Here is a 24,517-nt window from a genome sequence, read left to right as displayed (position 1 = left end):
TGTGTCGGCCTTTTGTATCCGAAAGGCTGATCGATCGCGAGGGTCAATCAGTCGCGATAGTCATCAATGCTCGGACAGCTGCAGATCAGGTTGCGGTCGCCATAGACGTTGTCGACCCGGTTGACGCTGGGCCAGAACTTGGCGGCTTTTGTCGCCGGTGTTGGAAAGGCAGCCTGTTCCCGGGAGTAGGGGAACGGCCAGTCTTCCTGATACAGGTCACGCTGAGTGTGCGGGGCATTGACCAGCACATTGTTGTCGCGTGCCACGTCTCCCTGCTCCACGGCGCGAATCTCTTCACGAATGGCAATCATGGCCTCACAGAAGCGGTCCAGCTCCTGATGTGACTCGGACTCGGTCGGCTCGATCATGAGGGTGCCGGCCACCGGGAAGGACATGGTCGGTGCATGGAAGCCGTAATCCATCAGACGCTTGGCAATGTCCTCTTCGTCGATACCGCTGGCGGCCTTGAGGGGCCGAATATCGATGATGCACTCGTGCGCCACATGGCCCTTTTGGCCACGGTAGAGGACTCTGTAGTGCTCGCTCAGACGATGGGCCATGTAGTTGGCATTCAAAATGGCCGCTTCACTGGCCTCTCGCAGGCCGCGTGCGCCCATCATGACGATGTAGGCCCATGAAATGGGCAGGATCAGGGCGCTGCCAAAGGCGGCCGAGGAGACGGCAGTGCCCGGCTCAAGGCTCGTGTGATCGGTGCGATGGACATGGCCCGGCAGATAATCGGCCAGGTGCGCCTTGACGCCAATCGGACCCATGCCTGGGCCGCCACCACCGTGGGGAATGCAGAAGGTCTTGTGCAGGTTGAGATGTGAAACATCACCGCCATAATCCCCTGGCCGACACAGGCCCACCTGGGCGTTCATGTTGGCGCCATCGATATACACCTGGCCGCCGTGCTGATGCACGATCTCACAGGCCTTGCGAACACCTTCTTCAAAAACGCCATGCGTCGACGGATAGGTCAGCATGATGGCCGAGAGTTCATCGCTGTGTTTTTCAGCCTTCACCTGCAGATCTGCCAGATCGATATTGCCGTTGGCATCACATTCCACCACCACCACCTTCATGCTGGTCATGGCGGCCGATGCCGGGTTGGTGCCATGGGCCGATGACGGAATCAGGCAGATGTGTCGATGGCCCTGATCGATCGACTGCTGATAGCGCCGGATGGCCAGAAGCCCGGCATATTCTCCCTGTGCCCCGGAGTTGGGCTGCATGGAGATGGCATCATAACCGGTGACTTCAATGAGATAGTTCCCCAGCTCACCAATCATCGTCATGTAGCCCGACACCTGCGACTCGGGCGCAAAGGGATGAATGTCGGCGCACTCGGTCCAGGACAGCGGCACCATCTCGGTGGTGGCATTGAGCTTCATGGTGCAGGAGCCCAGCGGAATCATGGCATGCGTGAGCGACAGATCACGATTTTCGAGCCGCTTCAGGTAGCGCAGCATCTCGGTTTCGCTGTGATAGCGCGAGAAGGTCGGATGCGTCAAAAAGTCTGACTGTCGCTGGCAGGGCGCCGGTAATTGGGTGCCGGTATTTTGAAGCTTGGCGTCTATGGCGGCCACATTCTGATCGTGCTGGCCACCCAGTAAAATGGTGAAAAGGGCGTCGAGATCTTCCGGGGTGGTGGTCTCGTCCAGACTGATGCTTATCCGGCCATCGTCACGATAGCGCAGATTGTGGCCGGCCTTTTCAGCGCGCTGCTGAAGTGCTGCTACATCATCAACGCGCAGCGTCAGCGTATCGAAAAAGCCCTCGTTGTCGACGCTTGCAGCGCTGTCGGCCAGGCCTTTTGCCAGAATGCAGGTCAGGCGATGAACGCGAGTGGCAATGGTGCGAATACCGTCCGGGCCATGATAGACCGCATAAAAACCGGCAATGTTGGCCAGCAGCGCCTGGGCGGTACAAATGTTGGAGGTCGCCTTCTCGCGACGGATGTGCTGTTCCCGTGTCTGCATGGCCATGCGTAGCGCGGGTTTGCCGTGGCGGTCGCGGGAAACCCCGATAACACGACCGGGCATGGAACGCTTGAGGTCGTCGTTGACGGCAAAAAAGGCAGCATGCGGGCCGCCAAAGCCCATGGGCACGCCAAAGCGCTGAGCGGAGCCAAGTGCGATATCGGCGCCCATCTCTCCCGGCGGCTTCAAAAGGGCCAGTGCCAGAAGGTCGGTGGCCACGGCGACCATGGTGTGACGCTCATGCGCGCGCTCGATAAGCGCTCTGAGATCCGTCACGCTGCCGTCTTCAGCCGGATACTGCAGCAGAGCACCAAAGACATCGTACTGATCCAGTGTTTCGGCGCGGTCGACGATGACCTCAAGGCCCAGCCAGCGAGCACGCGTACGCACGACGTCCAGCGTCTGGGGGAACACGTGATCGGCCACAAAAAATGCCGAGCTTTTGTTTTTGCGGTTGGCGCGCTTGCACAGCGCCATGGCCTCGGCGGCGGCGGTAGCTTCATCCAGCAATGAGGCATTGGCCAGTGCCATGCCGGTCATGTCCATGACCATCTGCTGAAAGTTGAGCAGGCCTTCGAGCCGACCCTGGGAAATCTCGGGTTGATACGGCGTATAGGCGGTATACCAGCCCGGGTTTTCAAGTACATTGCGCGCAATGACGGCAGGCATGATGGTGCCGTAATAGCCGGCCCCGATATGATTTCTCATGACCTGATTGGTACCCATGACCCGACGTAGACGCGTCAGCGCCTCAAGCTCCGACACCGGTTCGGCCAGATTCAGTTCGCCTTCCATGCGAATGTCCTGGGGAATGGCGTGCGCGAGCAGGTCAGCCATCGTATCGGCGCCCAGCGTCTCCAGCATTTGGTGACGTGCCGTGGTATCGATGCCGATATGACGGGCAATAAACGCATCATGCGCGAAGAGTTCATCCAGCGAGCGAGAGTCAGCGGCCATGGGATATCCGTAAGATGAGGTGTCGGAAGGCGTCACTGCAGGGTGCTATCAGTGCAGAACCCGGTAACGAGTGAGCGGCCTTCCGACAACAGCGAGGAGGTCAGCCTCGGGTGTGGGTGGTAAACGCGATCAGTCGTTGGCTTCGTTGGCGACAAGCTCGGTATAGCTGTCAGCGTCCATCAGCGATTCGAGTTCATCGGGTTCTGCCAGACGAATCTTGATCAGCCAGGCATCGTCATAGGGGCTTTCATTGAGGCTTTCAGGGGCATCCTCAAGCAGGGTGTTGACGCCTAGGACTTCACCACTCAGTGGGGCATAAAGGTCCGAGGCGGCCTTGACCGACTCGACCACACCGAACTCTTCGCCTGTTGCAAGGGTACTGCCCACTTCGGGAAGTTCCACGAAGACCACGTCGCCAAGGGCCTGCTGGGCATGGTCAGTAATGCCGATGGTGACCGTACCATCACCATTGTCCTGGACCCATTCGTGACTGTCCGAATAGCGAAGATTAGTGGGGATCTGGCTCATATTATATGTCCTGTTCAATGCCAAGATGACGGATGGCGAAACATCCCGGGGATAACGAGGCTGACCTGCCTATAGGGTGGCTTCAGGCGGCTTGCTCGTCCACTGCTGATTGCGGATCGGCGATTTTGTTATGCCGGTGTGTTTCCGATCGGAAACTTTTTCCTTATCGTAACGTTGCCGGTCGAGGACTAAAAGGGGCTGGCGTGAAAAACGTCGGTCTCTGGCAAGCTTGCCATGACATTGTCAGGGTCAGCCTGTAGATTTTCATGATGCGCCGTCATCCATGTCGTTTGACACACTATGACTTCAATAACAAATCGGGAGAAATCGGTCATGGAAGCATTACAGGGACTGGTGGAAGGAATTAATGGAGTGGTCTGGGGGCCACTGATGCTGCTGCTGTTACTGGGTGTCGGCCTTTATCTGCAGATCGGGCTCAAGGGGATGCCGGTACGCAACATCGGCCGAGCCTTTGGACTGCTTTGGCAGGGACGTACTCCGGGTGAAAAGGACAGCGGCGAGATTTCATCATTTAACGCGCTCATGACCTCGCTGTCGGCCACCATCGGTACCGGCAATATTGCCGGGGTGGCCACTGCCATCGCGCTTGGCGGGCCGGGCGCCGTGTTCTGGATGTGGATGACTGCTCTGGTAGGCATGGCCACCAAATACGCCGAGGCGGTCTGTGCCGTGCGTTTTCGCGAGCGCGATGATCAGGGCAATTTCGTGGGCGGGCCGATGTATTACATCAAAAACGGTCTTGGCAAACGCTATGCCTGGCTGGGCGTGTTGTTTGCCCTGTTTGGAACGCTGGCGTCGTTTGGTATCGGTAATACGGTGCAGGCCAACTCGGTCGCCGATGCCCTGTCGACCTCTTTCAGCATCCCTTCCTGGGTAACCGGCCTGGTCATCATGGTGCTGGCGGGTGCCGTCATCCTCGGAGGCATCCAGCGTATTTCAAGCGTCGCCGGACGTCTGGTGCCGTTCATGGCCGTGGCCTATCTGCTGGCCGGCCTGGTCGTACTGGCCATTAACTATGCCGCCATCCCCGAAGCGTTTTTGCTGATTGTTCGTCATGCCTTTACCCCCATTTCAGCAGCCGGCGGGTTTGCCGGTGCCGCCGTCGCTGCGGCCATCCGCTTCGGGGTGGCTCGAGGGGTCTTCTCCAATGAGGCCGGGCTTGGCAGTGCCCCCATTGCCCATGCTGCAGCGCAGACCAACAGCCCAGTCAGGCAGGGGATGGTGGCCATGCTGGGCACCTTCATTGATACCATCGTGGTCTGTTCTGTCACTGCGCTGGCCATTTTGACCTCAGGGCAGTGGCTTGAAGGGGACTCGGGCGCTTCACTGACTTCTCTGGCCTTCAGGACAGCGTTACCGGGGCCCGGCGACTATATCGTAGCCATTGCGCTGGCGATCTTTGCCTTTACCACCATTCTGGGCTGGTCGTACTACGGCGAACGATGCTTTCAGTATCTTTTTGGCAGCCGCGCATCGCGTTTTTATCGCATCGCATTTGTGCTGGCCATTCCAGTAGGCGCGATGGCCCATCTTGATTTCATCTGGCTGCTGGCGGATACCTTTAACGCCTTGATGGCGATTCCCAACCTGATCGCTCTGGCGCTGCTGTCACCAGTCGTTTTCAAGCTGACTCGAGAGCATTTCGCTGCGGAAAGGCAGGCGTCCAATCAAGTGCAAAAATAGGTCGGCGGCATGTGCGTGGCCCGGCAAACGAGGGTCATGTACATCAAAAGCATTCATTCATGAACCGGATTCGGAGGATTTATGTCAACCCTGCATCGAACGCCGCTTTATACGCTCTGGCAACAGCGCGGGGCCAGATTTGTTCCCTTCGCCGGCTATGAAATGCCTGTCCAGTTCGAGATGGGGATCAAGCGTGAGCATGAGCATACCCGTCGCCAGTGTGGACTGTTTGACGTCTCGCACATGGGGCAGATGCTGATTCGCGGTAGTCAGCCGGCACAGGCGCTGGAGCGGGTATCGCCCATCGATGCCGTGAGCATCGCCCCCGGGCGCCAGCGCTACGGCCTGTTTACCAGCAACGTCGGCGGTATCCATGATGACTTCATGGCGGTCAATGCCGGTGATCATCTCTACCTGGTCGTTAATGCCGCCTGTCGCGCGGCAGATGCGGCCCTGTTGAGAAGCGGGCTGGGTGAGGGCGGTGTTCTTGAGGTGGTCGAGGATCGTGCCCTGCTGGCGCTTCAGGGGCCCATGGCGCGTGCGGTGATGCGCAGGCTGTGTCCGCAGGCGGCAGAGCTTACCTTCATGCAGCATGCCCGGTTCGAAATCATGAGCCATGAGGTCTGGGTGAGCTGTTCGGGGTATACCGGGGAAGATGGTTTCGAGCTGTCCATTGCGGCAGACGGTGCCAAAGACATTGCCGAATGGCTGCTGGCTCAGGAAGAGGTGGCGCCCATTGGGCTGGGTGCGCGTGACTCACTACGACTGGAGGCCGGGCTGTGTCTCTATGGTCACGACATGGGTGAAGACACCACGCCCATTGAAGCTTCTCTGGGCTGGGCGATTGGCAAGGCAAGGCGCCAGGGCGGTGAACGTGAAGGCGGATTTCCCGGGGCGGATGTGATCCTGACCCAGCAGGGCAATCAAGACACGGAACGGCTGAGAGTCGGGCTGAAAGCTGACGGGAGGGCACCAGTGCGTGAAGGGGCGAAACTTTTCAATATGGAAGGTGACCCCATCGGTGAGGTCACTTCAGGCACCTTTGGCCCCTCGGTCGGCATCCCTGTTGCCATGGGGTACCTCAAGCGAGAGTTTTGTGCGCCGGGTCAGAAGCTGCAGGCCGAAGTACGCGGCCGGCGGATGGACATGACGGTCACGCCGATGCCCTTTGTCACGACGCACTACTATCGTGGCTGAATTGCTATCGCAGCTGAATTTCTCTTTTGGCTGAATGGAACCGGTAAAGGCCCTGCGTTGGCAGGGCCTTTTTCCGACAGGCTGTTCCTTTTCAGGTCAGGCGTTATAGGGCATCCAATGTCTACACCAGCCACATGGCCAGATTCGGCCAGAACAGCAGGGCAAACAGCACCAGCAGCTGCAGGGCAATAAAGGGCAGCAGTGAGACAAAAATATCCTTGAGGCTGATTTCCGGTGGGGCGACCCCCTTGAGATAGAAGGCCGCCGGCCCGAACGGCGGTGACAGGAAAGACACCTGCATATTGACGGCAAACAAAATCCCGAACCATATCGGGCTGTAGCCCAGCTGTGTAATGATCGGAACAAAGATCGGCAGGGTCAGCATTGCCACGCCAATCCAGTCGAGGAACATGCCCAGCACCAGCAGGATGCCCATCATCACCAGGATAATCACGATCGGGGCCACATCGAGGCCCATGATCATGCCCGAGATAAAACGGTTGCCGCCCATCAGGTTGTAAACCCCGACCAGCGCTGCTGCGCCGATGCCGATCCAGATGATCATGCCGCAGGTCATCAGCGTCTGACCAAGGCTTTCGTGCATGGTTTTAAACGAGAACTCGCCACGCAGCATGATCGCCAGCAATACGCCGAAGACACCCATGGCCGCTGCTTCCGTGACCGAGGCCACACCGCCATAGATCGAGCCCAGAACAAGCACCGCGATCAGCGCGGGCACGATAATCGCCTGCAATGCCTTGCCTTTGGTGGCAAAGGTTTCGCGACGGTCCTCTTCACTCAAGGGTGGTCCGAGGCTTGGATTTTTCAGGCAACGCACCAGCACATATCCGATGTAGGACAGCATCAGGATCACCGCTGGCGTGATGGCGGCGGTAAACAGATCGGCAATGGAGACACTGGCAATCAACCCATAGATGATCAGTACGATCGAGGGCGGCATCATGGTCCCCAGTGAGCCGCCGGCGCAGACCACGCCAATGGACAGATGCTTGTCATAACCCAGTCGCAGCATCTGCGGCAGGGCAAGAATGCCCAGCAGCACGATTTCACCTCCAATAATTCCCGAAAGCGCCGCCAGGAAAAACGCCACGACCACCGTCTGCACCGCCACGCCGCCGGGCAGCCGGCCTGCAAAGACGCGCATGGCGTTGAACAAGTCCCTGGCGATACCGGAGCGATCCAGCAGCGATGCCATCAACACGAACATGGGTACCGCCACCAGTGAATACTCGGTGACAAAACCATAGATGCGGCTGGTGACCAGCGGCATGGCCATTGGCCCGAACCAGCCGAAGGTAAAGGCAAGTGCGACCAGGCCGGTAATGAAGGCCAGCGGCAGGCCGGTAATCAACAGGGCAAAGATGGCCCCGACCATCAGGATCGTACCGTCGGCAATGGTCATGACGCTGTCTCCCCGTCATTGTGCCGCGTCTCGGCAGGCCTGCCTCGCAGGGACTGAATGAAATGGACCAGGGACTGGACGCACATGATCATCAATGACGCCATGATGATGCCTTTCACCAGCGCTGGAAACGGCGGGTTCCAAGAGGTGCCGGAGCGTTCCAGTTGCCATGCCCCCAGAGGGTTGTGCGAGGCGTCCCAGAACATGGTGAAGGCGGCGTAGCTCATGGCCAGACAAAAGCCAAAGGTCACAAGATCATTGAAACGGTCCAGCCAGAGCCGCAGGCGCGGACCGGCACTGTCATAGAGAACGCGCACACGGATATGGCGATTACTGGCCAGCGCTGCCGGCCCACCGAGCGCAAAACTGACGGCCACCAGCATCACGACGCTTTCGTGCACCCACGAGGTGGGAGAGTTAAAGCCGTAACGCATGAGCACTTCATAAACGCTGACGGCCATGGCAGCAAAGATCAGCCAGGCAGCGCCACGAGCGCACCACACCACGCCGCGGTCGAGAAAGCTGCGTACCGGGTCCGGGGCACGATCGATATGGTCCGGGTTCGAACGCGCGAGTTCTTCCTCGTCTGCTTCGATAACGCCATGCTGGCGGTGAGGATCTTTGGACATGGGACATCCTCTGTGTCAGATAAGATCAATCGGAGGATGGCACGGCCATATCGTGCATCTGGCCGTGCCTGCGCAAGGACTGTTCAATCAGGATGACGTGTCTGAGTCTTCATTGCTGTCTTCTGCAGGCAGCAGGTTGTGCGCCTGAAGGTAAGCCACGACCGAGTCATAGTACTCACGGGTTATGTCGTTGCGCCTGGCCCACTCGGCCCACTCCTTGCGGGCGATATCACGAAATTTCGCACGCTCTTCCTGAGAGAGATCGATAATCTCGATGTCCGGGTTCTGGCGGGCCTGACGTACCGCCTCCAGATCGCGTGTTTTCAGTTCGGCGACCATTTCGTAGGCCAGCGCATCCACCGAGGTGGTCAGCATGGCCTGCAGGTCAGTCGGCAGACTCTTCCAGATGTCGTTATTGATCGAGACGGCGACCATGGGCAGGGAGTGGAAGCCGGGGTAAAGCGGATAGGGCGCAAAATCATGCAGCCCCTGCGCCTGGTTGGTGGCAAAGACCGTGTAATCGGCGGCATCGATAACCCCCTTTTCAAGCCCCGTATAGACCTCCGAGCCCGGCAGGTTGACCGGCGTGGCGCCTGCTTTTTCGAAGATGTTGTAGACCATGCCTTCCGGCGCCCGCAGTTTGAGCCCTTTCATGTCTGCGATGGAGTGGATCGGCTTGCTTGAGGGCAGGGACTCAAGGCCTGTGGCGGCCGCGCCGATCAGATGAAGTCCGTAGGGTTCGACCAGCTTGTTATAGAGCGCTTCACCGCCGGCATTGTTCATGTAATCAAGAAAGTCGTAGGGGTCGCTCCAGGCACCGACCAGGTTTCCCATCATGCCAAAGGCCGGATCCTGTCCGGTGAAGTAGCTGGGGTCGGTCAGGTGCCCCTGCAGGATGCCGGAGCGCACGGCCTGCAGGGTTTGATTGGCCTGTACCACGGCCCCGACGGGGAGAATTTCGATGGCAATACGACCGTTCGACATTTTCTCCACGTTGTCGGCCCATGCCTTTTTCATTTCAAACTGCGGCTCACCGGAGGTTTCCGACGTTTGAAACGTCCATTCATATTCGGCGGCCTGAGCAGTAAACGCTGTACTGCCCAGTGTGATGAGAAGACAGGCTTTTAGCGGAAAGCGGATAGACATGATGAATTTCCCTTGTCGTTGTTATCGGTATGGTCCGAGTGGTCGTGTGCTGCGATCAAAGCAGGTCACGTGAGCGCAGAAACCCGGTGGCCGAATCATAAATCTTTTGGGTCATGTCATTGCGGCCGGCCCATTCCTGCCACTCCTTCTCGGCCGCCTGGCGAAACTTTTTGCGCTCTTCCGGTGGCAAATCATAAGGGTGCACATCGGGATCCTTTTCGAGCTTGGCCAGCGTCTCGAGATCCAGGGCCTTGAGGCGCGCGATCAGGTCGTAGGCCATACGATCAAAGGAGGTCTTGAGCGTGACCTGTAGATCCTGCGGCAGGCCATCCCATATCTGCTTGTTGATCGATACTGCGATCATGGGCATGGAGTGGAAGCCGGGATAGAGTGGATAGGGCGCGAACTGGTGAAGCCCCTGGGCATCGTTGTTGGAAAGGACCGTGGAGTCGGCGGCATCAATCACGCCCTTTTCAAGGCCGGTATAGACTTCCGAGCCCGGCAGGTTGACCGGCGTGGCGCCAATACGCTCGAAAATGTTGTACACCATGCCCTGCGGGGCGCGAATCTTGAGGCCCTTGAAGTCCTCTATGGTCTTGATTTCCACCGTGGAGGGGACGGATTCCAGCGGGAAGGTGGCCGCCGAGATCAGGTGTACACCATAGGGTTCGACCAGCTCGTTGTAGAGGTCTTCGCCGCCGGCATACTTCATGTATTCCAGGAAGTCGTAGGGGTTTTGCCAGGCGCCCACCAGGTTGCCCAGCATGCCAAAGGCGGGGTTCTGGCCCGAGAAATAGCTGGGGTCTGTCATATGACCCTGCAGTATCCCGGCGCTGACCGCCTGCAGGGTTTCGGTAGGCCCCACCACGGCATTGATCGGCATCACCTCAATGGCCACGCGGCCATCGGTCATCGTTTTGATCCTGTCAGCCCATTCCTGCTTGATCTTGAAACTGGGTTCTCCAGAAGTTTCCGAGGCCTGAAATTTCCATTCGTATTCGGCGCTATAGGCGTTAAGTGCAAACGCCCCAAGAACAAGAAAGGCGCCAGCTTTCAGCGGCAGGGTGATCTTCATGTGCATGCTCCGTTGAATCAGGCAGGAGAAGGCAACGGGCATTTCAGCCTTGCATGGGTTGCATGCGGGGCAGTGTGGTGCGCCATCGTTCCCGACCTGTTTTTATGATTATGTCTGACACAGCATTCAGTAATACGACGTATCTGGCTGTAAGACGTTAGTCCGGGGCGTTACCAAAGTTAAAGAAGGCAGGGCTGGCGGGAGAATTTCTACTTATAAAAAAGCCGGCGCCATGACAGGCGCCGGCTTGCAGATCATTTCAGTGCGGAGTTACTGGTTACATGCCAAACAGCATGCCGCGCAGAGCGACAATGATCAGTGCCATGCCATGCGCCAGTACAAAGCCGATCAGGGCACCTGCCGCGACATCGGTAATATAGTGAAGCCCCAGTATGACGCGAGAGAGCATGACCAGCACGGCAAAAGGGGCCACTACAATCAGCAGCTGGGGCACGAACAAGGCTGCCAGCGTGGTGAACATCACGGCATGAAGGGTGTGGCCGCTGGGAAAGCTGTAGCGATCCAGTGGCGGCATGGTGCAGGGGATTTCAAAGGAGATATAGGGGCGTTCGCGGCACAGGCGGTTTTTAAGCAGGCGATACAGGATACCGCCTACCGCTGCTGAAAGGCCAAAGCAGACCCCCAGAAACCAGCCGTACCACCACTGTGTCAGCAGCGGAATGCTCAGGCACATGACGATCCATGCCGGCGCATCACCCAGACGGCTTGCCCAGCGCAGAACAAAAAGAAGCGGACGATAGGCGCCAAGACGCGCCAGCTTGTTGCAGGCTTTCCACTCGAGCGTATCAAGTCTTTTAAATACCGGAATCAGTCGTTCACCTGCCATCGTTCACCTCCTGTGCCTGACGCAGATATTCAATAAAGGCGTCGCCAATCTTTGGCCAGCCCAGTGTATGTACCCGCTCACAGGCAGCGCGACCCATTTCCCGGGCCGATGCCATGTCATCACAGAGCGCCACGGCGGCTTCGATAAACTGTGCCGGTCTGTCAGGGCCGGCAAGCTTACCCTGTATATCCTCGCAAATCAGCTCGCCTGCGGCGGCATAATCAAAGGCAGCGACCGCCAGTCCGCTGGCCATCGCCTCAATGACAACATTGCCAAAGGTTTCCGACAGCGACGGAAACAAAAAGATGTCGGCACTGGCGTAGTGTCTGGCCAGCGCCCGATCACGCTGGAACCCTGCAAAGTGCGCCCAGGGAAGACGCTTTTCCAGCAGGGCACGCTGCGGTCCGTCACCGACCAGTACAGCCTTGAGGTCAGGCTGACGCGCGCGCATGGCCTCAAGGGTGTCGATCAGCAGCAAAACGTTTTTCTCGGCCGCCAGGCGTCCGACGTGAAGGGCAACGGGAGTGTCTTCATCAGCGCCCCACTGCTCGCGCAGCGACGTGTCCCGCTGCTCGGGTGAAAAACGTTCGCAATCCAGCCCTCTACTCATCACCTTAACATTGTCATAACCATAGTGGGCGAGATTGTCCGCCTGGGCTCTGGTGGGGACCAGGGTCAAGGTTGAGCGATTGTGAAAACGTCGTAGAAAGGGCCTTACCAAAGGGCTGAGCACTTTCAGCATGATGTAGTGACGGCTGTACTGGTCAAAGTTGGTATGGAAACCGCTGATCACCGGAATCCCCATTCGGCGCGCCTGATTGAGCGCAGAAAGCCCGAGCGGGCCTTCTGTCGCGATATAGACCACATCCGGGCGATGATCCCGCCATAGCCTGCCAATCTTGCGAGGCGCCGGAAACCCCATGCTGACCCCGTCATAATCCGGAATGGGAATGGCACCGACCTGCAGCTCTTCACTCATGAGCTCATCATGATGATCGGTCCGGGGTCGGGGGCGAATCAGCTGCAATGATATCCCGCGCGCCTTGAGATGGCGCGCCAGATGGCCAAGGGTGTGCGTAACGCCATTGATTTCGGGGGCCCAGGTTTCGCTCACAAAAGCGACCTTCATTGGTGTCCGGGAAACTGCTATCCGGAGATCATCGGTATGTTGATCAGTATGGTTGTCGTTCATGACGGTCGCGGGGCGATCATGTGACGTTGTTGTGTCGTGTGTCATCGCACAATCTGCCTGGGGTTGAAGGGACGGCCCGCATTGCGTGTGTCAAAAAGCAGATCATGGCGACCGGTGCCTGAATCGCGGCGCACCTCGCAAACGGGCGTGCCGGCACTGACGCGCTGGCCATTGCTGACGTTGATTCGGTCGCACTGGGCATAGACGCTTTGCAGGTTCTTGTCATGATGCACGATGACGACGCCGCCGAGCTGTCGCATGGTACCCGCAAAACGCACGGTACCGGAGGCCACGGCCCGAGCCGTGTGATCACTCCCGGCGGACATCAGCATGGGCTGCAGGGCATTGCGGCCGTCCCTGCCGAACTCCCGCTGTACCTGAGCCCCACGCAGCGGCCACGCCCATGGGCCTGCGCCACTGGGCAATGCGCTGGCGGGGACTGCCGTGGTCTGAGCGCCGGTGGCGCGTGAAGCCGTTGAGGCAGAAGCGCTGCCCATCGGGACTGTCAGCATTTGCCCGACCCGCAAGCGGTTGGGATCAATACCATTGTTGGCAGCAGTGATACGGCTGCTGGACGTACCGAAGTGGCCTGCAATTCTCCCCAGCGTATCGCCGCTTCTCACCGAGTAGCGGTATTGCCCGCTGCCGGGGGCACGTTCATTGCGGCCCGGCAGCATCAACTGCTGCCCGATGCGCATATCATTGGCCCTGACGCCCGGATTGAATCGTTGAAGCCGCAGCAGTGGTACCCCGGCCTGCCGGGCGATGGCGCTCATGGTGTCGCCCCGCTGGACAGTGATATACCCAGCTTCGCCGCCACCGCTCATCCCGCGCCCGGCACAGCCTGTCAGCAACAGGAGCACTAAAAGGGTCAGGAAGCGGTAGTGCATGAGAGGTGCTGATCCTTTTCCTGCCATAGTGCATTGATCCATGCCTGAAAGCGTTCCCTGTAATGCGTGTCATTGAGATAGTCCCCGTCGGGCATCCACTCCGGAATGTCCAGTCGTCTCGCCGTCAGGGTAATGGTTGCGCTTCGCCCGCAGAGCAGGTCCCAAAAGCTTGATCGGCCATGACGGTAGTCAAGAGTGACGTCAATGATACCGGAGAGTTTATGCCCCATCATCGTCATGACCTGAGCACAGCCGCCGGCACGAGGCTTGAGAAGATGTTGATAAGGACTTTGCTGCTGTTCATGTTTGGCTCGGGTAAAGCGGGTGCCTTCGGCAAAGTTGTAGATGGTAACAGGCGTACGGTCGATATGGGTCAGCAGTTTTTGGGTCGCTTGCAGGTCATGCCTTGCCAGATGAGGACGACGCTTGAGCTGGCTGGCGGAGTAGCGCCGCATCATGGGAAATTCGAGCGCCCACCAGGCCAGCCCTAAAATGGGGACCCAGATCAGCTCTCGCTTGATGAAAAAACGCGGCATCGGCAAACGATCATGCAGGGCGTACAGCATGACAATAACGTCCGTCCAGCTTCGATGATTGGCAATGACCAGCCAGTGGCGCTCTCTGGACAGCGTGTTGGGCAGGGAGATATGCCAGTCCGGCTTGAGCCAGTGGCGTATCCACAGGTTATTGGTCGTGATCCAGCAGCTGGCAACCCGGTTCAGCCTCTTGAGCAGCCACCTCTGGACGCGCCGAAAGGGAAGGGCCAGTTTCAAAAGACTTAATGTCACCAGCGGTATTCCCCAGAACAGCGTATTGCCGGTCAGCAGCACGATACTGATGATGCCCTTGAGCCATGCCATGGTGTCCGGATCCTTGTTGCAGTGCCCGTATCCTAATGGATCGCCCGCGTCGGGCCCAGCCCGGGAATGACGCAGTGCCGCCGGGACCACCACAACGCCCGTCGTCCAGACACGGGAACATTTCAGGATCTCGGGCGAAATCTGCCATCGACATTACCGGTAAGGTTTGTCTTTGAAATCTTTTTTTGCTGGACCAATAACTGTTCAATGGCTGCTCCAGCTTCGAGGGTGATGTTCGACGTGATCGGTATTCTGTTTGAACGCCTCGTTATACCGTTATCTATCATGTTCATGAGCCTGTGCGGTCCAGTCATGAAACGGCATCGAGCTCGAATTTGCTCTGGACGGCCATCACCGCTGGCGCGCCACGGGCGCTGTCCTTCAGCTTCCGGGAAGCTGTGCAATAGTCGCGCGCACACCCTGATGGTAACTGCCGCCAAACATGTACAGGTGGTTCAACAGTGGATAGAGCTGAAACAGGGTGCGCCGGCGTGGCCAGTCGTCCGGGGCGTTGCCGTCCCAGTAGGCCTCATGGAAGGCGTCAGAAGGGCTGCCGAAAAGCTCCAGTAGCGCAATGTCTACCTCCGGGTAGTGACGGTGGATGGCGGGATCAATCAGCGCCGGCCCCTGCATACTGAAATGCACGTTGCCGGACCATAGATCGCCGTGAACCAAGCTGGCGGGGGCATCGGGCAGCCAGCTTTCCAGTGCATTGGCCACCTGAACCAGTTGATCATGCAGGTCATGATCCATGCGCTTTTTTTGCAGGCACAGTGCCGCCAGCGGCAGCAGACGGCACTCGCGCTGAAAGACACGGCCATCTTCATGGCAGGTATTGATTTGAGGTGTTGTGCCGGCAAAATTATCGCGATGCCAGCCATGTTCGGGGCTTGTATGGGCATGCAGCACGCGAAGCCCACGGCCGAAATCTGCCTGCGCCTGCCGATCGGGTCTGCTCGGTGGCAGCCAGGTCATGACCAACGCGCCGGGCAACTCCCCCACAATCTCCGGAATGATCAGCCCGGTATTGGCTTTCTGCAGGGCTTTCAGGCCGTCGGCTTCTGCCGCAAGACCTGCCAGGCCGGCATGCTTGACCAGTAAATCACCCTCTGAGGTGGCCACTCGCCAGACCTGTCCTATGTCTCCGCCACCGAGAGGTTCAGGAGATCCCGTAATGCGGATGCCGAGAGCCTCAAGCGTTTCCTGTGGTGTGGATGACGTCATGACGTGCTGCTCCGTGTTGACATGGAAAATGTCTTTTCAGCGTAGCAGCGCCGTGAATATCCATGACGTCAGGAGAGGTCAGTGCGGCTTTTGGTGGTCGTCGTCATGCTCCCCGGTTTTGGGCGTATCCCGGTGAGGCCTGTCCTCGCTTTGAAAGAGCTTGTAGAACTCTTCGATGGCGGCGCGATCGCTTTCAAGCAGCTGGTCATTGTCGTTGCGATACTGGTAGGACTCCTCAAACAGGCGTACATCGAAGTCGCGAAAGGTTCTGACCGCCTGGCTCGCACTGGCACTGGGGTAGCCCAGCCCGACCAGGACTTCCTGGGACAGTTCAAGGCTGGCTGAAAAGATTTCGCGCACGACAACATTTACACCCAGTTCCTGCAGGCGCCAGGCATGGTGGCGATTACGGGCTCGAGCATGAATGACGAGATCGGGGTAGTTTTCCCGCGCCCGCCGCGCAATGGTCAAGGCCGCCTGCTCGTCATCAACGCAGATGATCAGCATGCGAGCGCGATCAAGGCCTGCCGAACGCAGCAGTTCCAGCCGAGTGGCATCGGCGTAATAGATCCGGGAGCCAAACTGGCGGATGAATTCCACCTGACGGATATTGGGGTCCAGTGCGGTAAAGGGCACGTTTTGCATCTTGAGTACGCGCGCCACCATCTGCCCAAAGCGACCCAGCCCGGCAATAATGACCGGCGGATCGTCATCGGGAAACTGATTGTCCCAGCTTTGGGAGGGTTTGAGGCGATTGCCCAGCCGGCTTCCCAGCGTATAGAGAAAGGGCGTACAGGCCATCGAAATCGTCACGGCCGCGATACAAAGGCTTGCAATGCGTTGCTCGAACACGCCGGCAGCCACAGCCGTGGTCAATAGCACGAAATCAAACTCGCCGCCCTGCGCGATCACGGCGGCCAGTCGTGGAATGTTTTGACGTGGTAGACGTGCCACCAGACCCACGACGCACAGCACCAGTATCTTGACCAACAGAATGGCCAGGGTAATGGCCAGCACGGTCAGCAGGTTATGCATAACCAGCAACAGGTCAACCGACATGCCGACCGAGAGAAAGAACAGGCCGAGCAGGATGCCCTTGAAGGGTTCGATATTAGCTTCGAGTTCGTGACGATAGGGCGTATCCGCCAGCAGTACCCCGGCCAGAAAGGCGCCCAGTGCCATGGAAAGCCCGGCTTCTTCCATTACCCAGGCGGTTCCCAGCACCATCAATAGCGCAGCGGCGGTAAAGACTTCATGGACTTCGCTGCGGGCCACAATGCGCAACACGCGCGGAAAAATGAAACGCCCCACCAGCAGTGTGGCCACCACGATGGCGGTGGTTCTGGCAATGGTCAGCCACAGATTGGCATCTTCAGCGCCGGCGTTACCGGCAAGGATGGGAATCACCGCCAGCAGGGGAATGACGGCCAGATCCTGAAACAGCAGAATGGCGAAGGCCGCCTGGCCATGAGGGCTGGCAAGCTGCTGATGTTCGGTCAGAAGCTGCAGGGCAAAGGCGGTCGACGACAGCGCCAGCGTGAGCCCAAGCAGGATCGAGGCGGCCTGCCCCAGCCCCAGCATGAATCCCAGTGGTGTCAGTAAAAGGCCGGTCAGAAAAAGCTGCAGGCTGCCAAGACCAAAAAGCCGACCCCGCAGGCGCCAGAGCCGGGCGGGTTCAAGTTCCAGACCGATCACGAACAGCAGCATGACCACGCCGATTTCGGAAACATGAAGCACGGATTCGGGGTCGGCAATGAAGCCACTGATCGAGGGACCCAGAATCAGGCCGGCACATAGATACCCCAGTATCGAGCCCAGCCCGAATCGTGCAAACAGCGGAACTGCCACGACGGCAGCGCCGAGCATGACGGTGGCTTCCAACAAAAAATGCATGGCAGTGTGTCCCGAGCCGTACAGGCGGATGCCGCGGGTGGGGCAGTGACGTCATGATCACTGCCCGGATCATCAGAGGCCCTGGTGAGACCGAATCAGCGGTATTGGCCGCTATCGCCCTTTTTGATCAATGACTTCAGAGGAGAATAAATCTCCGGCGTACAGACCAACAGGTTTTCGCCGTAAAGCTCGGTGGCAATGCCTTCCGGACAGTCATAGACATGGCCGGTGCGGGCGCCGGCTTCCCGGGCAATCAAGAGCCCTGCTGCAAAATCCCAGGGAGAGCAGCTTTCATAGTAGCCATCGAGTCGACCGCAGGCCACGGCGCACAGATCCAGCGCAGCGGCGCCATTGCGGCGAATGTCGCGGCAGTTTTCCAGTACGGCATGCAGTCGTCTGAGCAGCGGGAAGCGGGCATCGCGGTCATAGGGAAACCCGGTGCCAATCAGTGAGGCATCAAGCTCGCGCGTGCCGCTGACCGAGATCGGCTCGTCGTTGCACCAGGCGCCGCTGCCGCGAATGCCGGTAAAGGTTTCTTCCAGAAACGGGGCGTGCACGACACCCACCTGAACACGGCCCTTGTCGACCCAGGCAATGGAGACCGCCACATGATGATGACCATGGGCAAAGTTGACGGTGCCATCGATGGGATCCACCACCCACAGCGGTTTTTCATCACTAAGATCACGACGATCCGGCGAGAGCTCTTCGGTCAAACGGGCCTCACCCGGGAACAGCGATTCCAGCTGCTCGCTGATATAGCGATCCACGGCAACGTCGATATCGGTGACCAGCTCGTTGCCATGTTTGATGTTGCGTTGAAGGCTGCCGCCCTCGCGTGCTGCCCTGATACGGCGTCCGGCTTCATGGGCGATGCGGGTAGCCTGTTCAAGGCGTTCTTCGAGCGTCATGCGCACTCCTGTCAGTGATCGTCGTAAAGAATGGGGCGCTGGCGGACCGGCATTCAGCGCTTGACCGGTCGCTTTTGCAACTTGCGCTGCAGGGTACGCCGGTGCATGCCCAGGCTGCGGGCAGTGGCCGAAATGTTGCCATCGTTATCCTGTAGAACGCGCTGGATGTGTTCCCAGGTCAATCGGTTGACAGACGGCGGGTTTTCAGCGATCTCGGCATCCGGATTGCCTTCCTGGGCATCCAGAGCCTGCAGCACCTCGCTGACCTCGACCGGCTTGCAGAGATAGTTCACGGCTCCCAGCTTGATCGCTTCAACGGCAGTGGTAATGCTCGAATAGCCGGTCAGGATCACGACCCGACAGGCAGGACTGATCGATAGCAGCGTGGGCAAAAACTGCAGCCCCGAGCTTTCTTCGAGTTTCAGATCAAGCGTTGCGTATTCCGGTGGGCGTCGCTGGGCCAGCTGGCGGGCCTCTTCGATGGTGGCGGCCACCATGACATCAAACTCATGGCGCGTCAGGGCGCGCTCCATGATCTGGCGAAATACGGGGTCGTCATCAACGACCAGAAAGGAAGCCTTTTCATGCATGGCGTGTCATTCCTGTGAGCGTGAAGAGGGCGAGGACGGGTCGCTGTCCGGGTGTGGCAGCCTGACTTCGGTCAGCGTGCCCCCTTCGGTCTGATTGTAGAGACTTACGCTGCCACCGAAGCGGTCGAGCGTCGAATGGGTCAGAAAAAGGCCGATGCCCAGCCCTCTGGAGCGCCCGGAGATAAAGCTCTCTCCCATGTGGCTGGCAATTTCCATCGAGATGCCCGGGCCGTGATCGATTATCGAGATGACGACCTGGCGCCGATTTTCCTTGAGCGAGTTTTCACTCAGTGTAATGGCGATATCCCGGGGATTGGCATCGGCGGCATTGTTGAGAAGATTCATGATGGCCTGATCCAGCGTGGGATCGGCCATTAGCGTTATGGCGCGATGATCGACATTGAGCTGATAGGTGACATCGGGGCGCATGACCAGCCAGCGCTGGATCAGGGCTTCAAGCCATTCGGCAGCATTGACCCGCGCCGGCGGATCATTCTGGCGACGTTCGGCGCTGGCCACCAGCTCACGCAGATGGCGTTTGCAGGTATCGACCTGGCTGCGAAGCAAATCAAGGTCGGCGCGCTGCGTGTCGGTGACCGGGTCGGACTTCATTTCATCGATCAACATGATCATGGTGGACAGCGGCGTACCCAGCTCGTGCGCCGTGCCTGCGGCCTGACTGGCCACGGCCAGAATCTGCTCATTGCGCAGCGCTGATTCGCGGGTGCGGGAAAGCGATCGGTCGCGCTGGCGCAGGGTGTCGGCCATGCGAAAGATGACAAAGGTGATGAGCGCAGCACACAGGACAAAGTTGAGCCACATGCCCAGTACATTGAGGGTCAGAAGGCTATCGCCGATCGTATGGCGAAGCTCCGGCACCGGCTCGAAGAAGATCATGAGCATCGAGTAGGCCACAAAGGCCGAGGCTGCTGTAATGCAGGCATGCCGCCAGGGCTGAGTGGCCGCTGCCATCGCCACCGGGATCAGGTAGTAGGTAATGGCCGGATTGGTGGCGCCGCCGGTGTAATAAAAGATCAGGGTCAGACCGGCCACATCAATGAGCAGATGAATCAGGTATTCGATGGCGGTGACCTGACGCGTCTGACCCAGCCGCCACCAGGTCGCTACATTGAACAGCCCCATCGCAAAGATAATGGCGATAATCGGCACTACCCTGAGCTTGAAGTTCATGACCTCGATACCAAAGAGGATCACGACCAGAAAGCAGGTCCATGTGATGCCACGGGCAATGGTCAGTCTTACCAGATTGCGAGCCGGGGTCGTCAGCAGTAGCGTCTGCGTCATGAGTGTCCAGAGCAGCGAATGTAGCGTTGTGTCTCCATGATATCGCAATCGTCATACGATCGTGGAGTAAAGAATGACGTTGTGCGCCACAGCGCTGGCACGATGGTGGCTTTGTGCCTAACGTGATGAGAGCAGGGCAGGTAATGGACTTTTTCCAAGACACCCGCCCCGCCTTGTGCCTCGAAGGAGGAGATGATCATGATGATGCAATCCCGTATTGATGCCGCCCAGCCGCCCTGGCAGGCCATGAGCGAGCCACCGGTTCAGCCACCGGACCCGGAGCCACACTCTCCACCCGAGCAGCCACCGCAGCCGCAGGAACCTCCGTTTGAAAAGCCACCGATGGAAGATCCGCCCCTGCAGGATCCGCCGCCATCGCAGCCACCGCCCGAGGTGCCTCCGGAGCAGACGCCGCCTTATCAGCCCTGATGCCTGATGAGTGGTTGAGTGGTTGAAGATAAGCGTCACCGGAAAGCCGGCTCTGAAAAGCGTCGGCTTTTTTAATGGCGTTTTGGAAGATTATTAAAGGGTGACGATGTCGGCCAATACTCGGGCCTTCTATCCCCGCACCTGGCACTGCCTGTAGAATGCGGCCAAACCCGTTCACGTACAGACTGTGTACATAATGACTATTGAAGCATCCATGACTGATACCCGGATCGCCCAGGAAGCCAGCCTTCGCAGAACCTTTGCGATCATTTCCCACCCCGACGCGGGCAAGACCACCATTACCGAAAAGCTGCTGCTGTTTGGTAATGCCATTCAGGTCGCCGGTGCGGTCAAGAGCAAGCGTCAGGAGCGTACCACTACCTCTGACTGGATGAAGATGGAGCAGGAGCGTGGTATCTCCGTCACCACCTCTGTCATGCAGTTCCCCTACAAGGGGCGCATGGTCAATCTGCTCGATACACCAGGGCACGAGGATTTCTCCGAGGATACCTATCGTACGCTGACGGCCGTCGACTCGGCCCTGATGGTGGTGGATGGCTCCAAGGGCGTCGAGGATCGAACCATCAAGCTGATGGAGGTCTGTCGACTGCGTACCACGCCGATTCTGACCTTCATCAACAAGATGGACCGCGATACGCGGGATCCTGTTGAAGTCATGGATGAAATCGAAACCGTGCTCAATATCGCCTGTGCGCCGGTGACCTGGCCCGTGGGCATGGGGCGACACTTTCGCGGGGTCTATCACCTGGTCAATGACATTATTCATGTCTACAAGCAGGGGCAGGGTAATCGCATTCCGGAGGATGTGCAGATCAAGGGCATCGATAATCCCGAAGTCGATGAACTGCTCGGCGCTGCCCAGGCGGCCGAACTGCGTGAAGAGATCGAGCTGGTGCGCGGTGCTTCTCATGAGTTCGATCTTGAGGCCTACCGCCGTGGTGAGCTGACGCCGGTATTTTTCGGCACGGCCATGGGCAATTTCGGCGTGCGTGAAATGCTTGATGGTTTTGTGGAATACGCGCCGTCTCCTCAGCCTCGCGACACCGATACGCGTGAAGTGGCCGCCGAGGATGGCAGCTTTACCGGCTTCGTTTTCAAGATCCAGGCCAACATGGACCCGCGTCACCGTGACCGTATCGCCTTTTTGCGTGTCTGCTCGGGGAAATACGAGCGCAACATGAAGATCCACCATGTTCGTATCAAAAAGGACGTCAAGATTGCCGATGCCCTGACCTTCATGGCCGCCGACCGAGCGCATGTCGAGGAAGCCTGGCCAGGGGATATCATCGGGTTACACAACCACGGCACCATTCAGATCGGTGATACCTTCTCCAGCGGCGAGCAGATGCGCTTTACCGGTATTCCGCACTTTGCACCCGAACTGTTTCGTCGCGTGCGCCTGAGAGACCCGCTCAAGACCAAGCAGCTTCAGAAGGGGCTTCAGCAGCTTTCTGAAGAGGGCGCCACTCAGGTGTTCATGCCGCTGGACAATAACGACATGATCGTGGGCGCGGTCGGTATGCTTCAGTTTGACGTGGTCGCGCACCGTCTCAAGGATGAATACAAGGTCGACTGTATCTATGAGCCGGTTAACGTCCAGACGGCCCGCTGGATTCATGGTGACGAGCGCAAGATCGATGAGCTGCGCAACAAGGTCAGCACCAACCTGGCCATTGATGGCGGCGGTCATCTGACCTATCTGGCACCCACACGGGTCAATTTGCAGTTGATGGAAGAGCGCTGGCCCGATCTTTCCTTTGATGCGACTCGTGAGCATTAAGGTGCGCAAGCATCGTGCGACGCATCTTGTGGTTCATTCGCTATAGTAAGGCTTGTAACAGCGGCGCGGTGGTCGATACCCGACCACCGGCCATGAGGTTCGAGCTCGGGGAGAGAGTGGTATGCCAAGGTTTTTAACGGAGTTTCGCGATTTTGCCGTCAAGGGAAATGTCGTGGATCTGGCCGTCGGGATCATTATCGGCTCGGCCTTTACCGCCATCGTCAACAGTCTGGTCAAGGATGTCTTTACGCCGGTGCTGGGACTAATCACCGGTGGGATAAACTTCACCAATCTGTTTTTTGTTCTCAAGGAAGGTGCGCAGACAGCAGGGCCCTACAATACGCTGGCGGATGCTCAGGCGGCGGGTGCAGTGACCATCAACTATGGCATCTTTCTCAATGCCATGATCTCGTTCACGCTGGTGGCGATGGTCTGCTTTGTCCTGATTCGCAATATTCATCGCCTGCGCGAACTGGGAACCAGCAAGGAAAAGGAAGAAGCATCAGCGGCGCCGGCAGCACCGACCGTGCGCAACTGCCCCTACTGCATTACACCCATTTCGATCGAGGCCACGCGCTGCCCCAGCTGTACCTCTGTCATTGAGGCACCACAGGACGCCGTACCCACGACATAGCCTGCTTGAAGGTTACATAATCCAGAACGGTGCTGCACCGGCGACTCTGTCTCTGCTGCAAGGCCTTCACAAGGCGAGAGGCATGAAGCAACCGGCGCAGGTCAGGCATCAGTCCGACAGGGTTTCCGGGTCCCGACGCTCCAGCGCATAGGGCAGCGGCTTGATGTGCGCCGGCTGATTGTTGATGGTCAGCGACGGCATGTCATCTTTGGTGGTCATGATCGCGAGCAGTTCAACATGGTCTTCGGCTGTCACAGCGCTGCGGACCACTTCCCCCAGTGTCTTGTCGCTTGTTGCATCCTTGATGTCCGTTCCCGTCTCAATAAGCTCGGTTGTCGGAACGGAGAGCCGCATCAGGCGTTTTTTGACCTGACCGCGGTAGTGGGCTCTGGCCACGACTTCCTGGCCGGTATAGCAGCCCTTCTTGAAGCTGATGCCCGCCAGTGCTTCCCAGTTGAACATCTGCGGCAGCCATTTCTCACGCTGCGGTTCGTCAAGCCACAGGAGGCCGGCTTCGATGTCCAGAAGCTTCCAGAAATCGTTCGATCCCAGCGTCAGATCAGGAGCCTTCGTCCGGCACAGTTCGGCAAGTCTTTCACTCGGCGCAATCAGTACCAGACGCATCATGGCATGTGGATGGCGGGTGATGGCCATTGTCTCGTTGGTATCGTCACCATCTGTGCTGATACGTACGCCCCAGTCCGAGTGTGGCAGCGCCAACGTGTCGCCAAAAACATCGTCAAGGCGATGACCAGCCAGACCGGCGATGGCCAGATCGTCACGCAGGGTCAGCTCGGCCTTGTAGAACGCCGCATATTTGGCCAGATGCTGATGCAGGGCATCGGCAATGCTGTGTTCCAGCAGGAGCCAGTAGCATTCCGGTGCAGCCCTGATGAGCTGTGCGTTGGCAATGGAGCGCCCCTTGGGCGTGCAGAAGACGGCCGGCGGTGCAATGGTGTCGGTGGCATGGGCCGTGGAGGCGCTTGCCTGACCCTGCAGGAATTTTTCACTGTCCGGACCGCGAACCTCCAGAATGACACGATCTTCCAGAGGGACAATGGCCGTCTCGTGTTGTCCGTCAAAATGGCGACCTGCCTGCAGTGAAGATTCGGCCGACGGATGTTGCAGCAATGTCTGCCAGTGCGGGTGGCTCATGATAACTCCAGAAAAATTTGCGCAAACGGTGCCAATAACGCAGGGTTGATCTGCCTGACCCCCGTTTCTCCATGAGAGAGCATATCTGGGCGACGGCACGACTTTACAAGCAGACGCAATCATTGCATTACTACCAGGAGACAGG

Annotated in this window: 21 protein-coding genes; 5 read left to right on the top strand and 16 right to left on the bottom strand. The window is 58.4% G+C overall.

From position 1 onward, the window contains the following. Nucleotides 1–47 precede the first annotated feature (47 nt). Nucleotides 48–2,939 carry an aminomethyl-transferring glycine dehydrogenase gene (gene gcvP / locus KSP9073_RS14165; protein WP_108843625.1) on the bottom strand — a complete coding sequence of 964 codons (2,892 nt, stop codon included), beginning with the start codon at nucleotides 2,937–2,939 and terminating at the stop codon, nucleotides 48–50. 129 nt (nucleotides 2,940–3,068) lie between these two features. Then, on the bottom strand, nucleotides 3,069–3,467 hold the full coding sequence (gcvH, locus tag KSP9073_RS14160) for a glycine cleavage system protein GcvH (protein ID WP_108843624.1): 399 nt from the start codon (nucleotides 3,465–3,467) through the stop codon (nucleotides 3,069–3,071). A gap of 333 nt (nucleotides 3,468–3,800) precedes the next feature. Here gcvH and KSP9073_RS14155 point away from each other — a divergent pair, with 333 nt between their 5' ends. Both KSP9073_RS14155 and gcvT read left to right on the top strand, forming a co-directional pair. Next, on the top strand, nucleotides 3,801–5,171 hold the full coding sequence (locus KSP9073_RS14155) for an alanine/glycine:cation symporter family protein (protein WP_108843623.1): 1,371 nt from the start codon (nucleotides 3,801–3,803) through the stop codon (nucleotides 5,169–5,171). An 81-nt stretch (nucleotides 5,172–5,252) separates the two neighbouring features. Next, on the top strand, nucleotides 5,253–6,368 hold the full coding sequence (gcvT, locus tag KSP9073_RS14150; protein WP_108843622.1) for a glycine cleavage system aminomethyltransferase GcvT: 1,116 nt from the start codon (nucleotides 5,253–5,255) through the stop codon (nucleotides 6,366–6,368). Between the two features lie 121 nt (nucleotides 6,369–6,489). Here the strand turns inward: gcvT and KSP9073_RS14145 are convergent, their stop codons facing one another. From KSP9073_RS14145 to KSP9073_RS14085, 13 genes are all read right to left on the bottom strand, one after another. Then, a complete protein-coding gene (locus KSP9073_RS14145; RefSeq protein ID WP_108843621.1) occupies nucleotides 6,490–7,791 on the bottom strand; it encodes a TRAP transporter large permease in 1,302 nt (433 codons plus the stop codon). Next, on the bottom strand, nucleotides 7,788–8,420 hold the full coding sequence (locus tag KSP9073_RS14140) for a TRAP transporter small permease subunit (RefSeq protein WP_108843620.1): 633 nt from the start codon (nucleotides 8,418–8,420) through the stop codon (nucleotides 7,788–7,790). The genes KSP9073_RS14145 and KSP9073_RS14140 overlap by 4 nt, the downstream gene beginning before the upstream one ends. Nucleotides 8,421–8,507: 87 nt before the next feature. Continuing rightward, nucleotides 8,508–9,566: a TRAP transporter substrate-binding protein gene (locus KSP9073_RS14135; protein WP_108843619.1), complete on the bottom strand. Its 1,059-nt coding sequence runs from the start codon at nucleotides 9,564–9,566 to the stop codon at nucleotides 8,508–8,510. A gap of 55 nt (nucleotides 9,567–9,621) precedes the next feature. Next, nucleotides 9,622–10,641, bottom strand: coding sequence for a TRAP transporter substrate-binding protein (locus tag KSP9073_RS14130; RefSeq protein ID WP_108843618.1), 1,020 nt, complete (start codon nucleotides 10,639–10,641; stop codon nucleotides 9,622–9,624). 277 nt (nucleotides 10,642–10,918) lie between these two features. Beyond that, nucleotides 10,919–11,488 carry a phosphatase PAP2 family protein gene (locus tag KSP9073_RS14125; protein ID WP_108843617.1) on the bottom strand — a complete coding sequence of 190 codons (570 nt, stop codon included), beginning with the start codon at nucleotides 11,486–11,488 and terminating at the stop codon, nucleotides 10,919–10,921. Further along, nucleotides 11,478–12,602, bottom strand: a complete 1,125-nt coding sequence (locus KSP9073_RS14120) for a glycosyltransferase family 4 protein (protein WP_341476565.1) — start codon at nucleotides 12,600–12,602, stop codon at nucleotides 11,478–11,480. The genes KSP9073_RS14125 and KSP9073_RS14120 overlap by 11 nt, the downstream gene beginning before the upstream one ends. Nucleotides 12,603–12,721: 119 nt before the next feature. Continuing rightward, nucleotides 12,722–13,570 (bottom strand): LysM peptidoglycan-binding domain-containing protein, encoded by an 849-nt coding sequence (locus tag KSP9073_RS14115; RefSeq protein WP_243409256.1) that lies wholly within the window; start codon nucleotides 13,568–13,570, stop codon nucleotides 12,722–12,724. Beyond that, the gene (yihG, locus tag KSP9073_RS14110) at nucleotides 13,552–14,430 is read right to left on the bottom strand and encodes a 1-acylglycerol-3-phosphate O-acyltransferase, YihG family (protein WP_108843614.1); all 879 of its coding nucleotides are present in this window, start codon (nucleotides 14,428–14,430) and stop codon (nucleotides 13,552–13,554) included. Before yihG ends, KSP9073_RS14115 begins: the two co-directional genes overlap by 19 nt. A 381-nt stretch (nucleotides 14,431–14,811) precedes the next feature. Next, nucleotides 14,812–15,654, bottom strand: coding sequence for a fructosamine kinase family protein (locus KSP9073_RS14105; protein ID WP_108843613.1), 843 nt, complete (start codon nucleotides 15,652–15,654; stop codon nucleotides 14,812–14,814). Between the two features lie 78 nt (nucleotides 15,655–15,732). Continuing rightward, nucleotides 15,733–17,547 (bottom strand): monovalent cation:proton antiporter-2 (CPA2) family protein, encoded by a 1,815-nt coding sequence (locus tag KSP9073_RS14100; protein ID WP_108843612.1) that lies wholly within the window; start codon nucleotides 17,545–17,547, stop codon nucleotides 15,733–15,735. 95 nt (nucleotides 17,548–17,642) lie between these two features. Beyond that, nucleotides 17,643–18,458: an inositol monophosphatase family protein gene (locus KSP9073_RS14095; RefSeq protein WP_108843611.1), complete on the bottom strand. Its 816-nt coding sequence runs from the start codon at nucleotides 18,456–18,458 to the stop codon at nucleotides 17,643–17,645. Between the two features lie 53 nt (nucleotides 18,459–18,511). Further along, nucleotides 18,512–19,048, bottom strand: a complete 537-nt coding sequence (locus KSP9073_RS14090) for a response regulator transcription factor (protein ID WP_086898919.1) — start codon at nucleotides 19,046–19,048, stop codon at nucleotides 18,512–18,514. A 6-nt stretch (nucleotides 19,049–19,054) separates the two neighbouring features. After that, nucleotides 19,055–20,353, bottom strand: coding sequence for an ATP-binding protein (locus KSP9073_RS14085; RefSeq protein ID WP_108843610.1), 1,299 nt, complete (start codon nucleotides 20,351–20,353; stop codon nucleotides 19,055–19,057). 198 nt (nucleotides 20,354–20,551) lie between these two features. Here KSP9073_RS14085 and KSP9073_RS14080 point away from each other — a divergent pair, with 198 nt between their 5' ends. The 3 genes from KSP9073_RS14080 (at nucleotide 20,552) to mscL (ending at nucleotide 23,217) form a co-directional block, all read left to right on the top strand. Further along, entirely contained in the window at nucleotides 20,552–20,782 is a 231-nt protein-coding gene (locus tag KSP9073_RS14080) for a hypothetical protein (protein ID WP_133241034.1), read from the top strand. 214 nt (nucleotides 20,783–20,996) lie between these two features. Beyond that, entirely contained in the window at nucleotides 20,997–22,583 is a 1,587-nt protein-coding gene (locus tag KSP9073_RS14075; protein ID WP_108843608.1) for a peptide chain release factor 3, read from the top strand. Between the two features lie 121 nt (nucleotides 22,584–22,704). Next, nucleotides 22,705–23,217 (top strand): large conductance mechanosensitive channel protein MscL, encoded by a 513-nt coding sequence (gene mscL / locus KSP9073_RS14070; protein WP_108843607.1) that lies wholly within the window; start codon nucleotides 22,705–22,707, stop codon nucleotides 23,215–23,217. Nucleotides 23,218–23,325: 108 nt separating this feature from the next. Here the strand turns inward: mscL and ygfZ are convergent, their stop codons facing one another. Continuing rightward, nucleotides 23,326–24,372, bottom strand: coding sequence for a CAF17-like 4Fe-4S cluster assembly/insertion protein YgfZ (gene ygfZ, locus KSP9073_RS14065; RefSeq protein WP_165814264.1), 1,047 nt, complete (start codon nucleotides 24,370–24,372; stop codon nucleotides 23,326–23,328). Nucleotides 24,373–24,517: the final 145 nt, after the last annotated feature.

The sequence above is a fragment of the Kushneria phyllosphaerae genome (genome assembly GCF_900312995.1).
GTDB lineage: Bacteria > Pseudomonadota > Gammaproteobacteria > Pseudomonadales > Halomonadaceae > Kushneria > Kushneria phyllosphaerae.
Note: the sequence above shows the minus strand (reverse complement) of the source record. Positions and strands in the feature narration are given on the sequence as shown.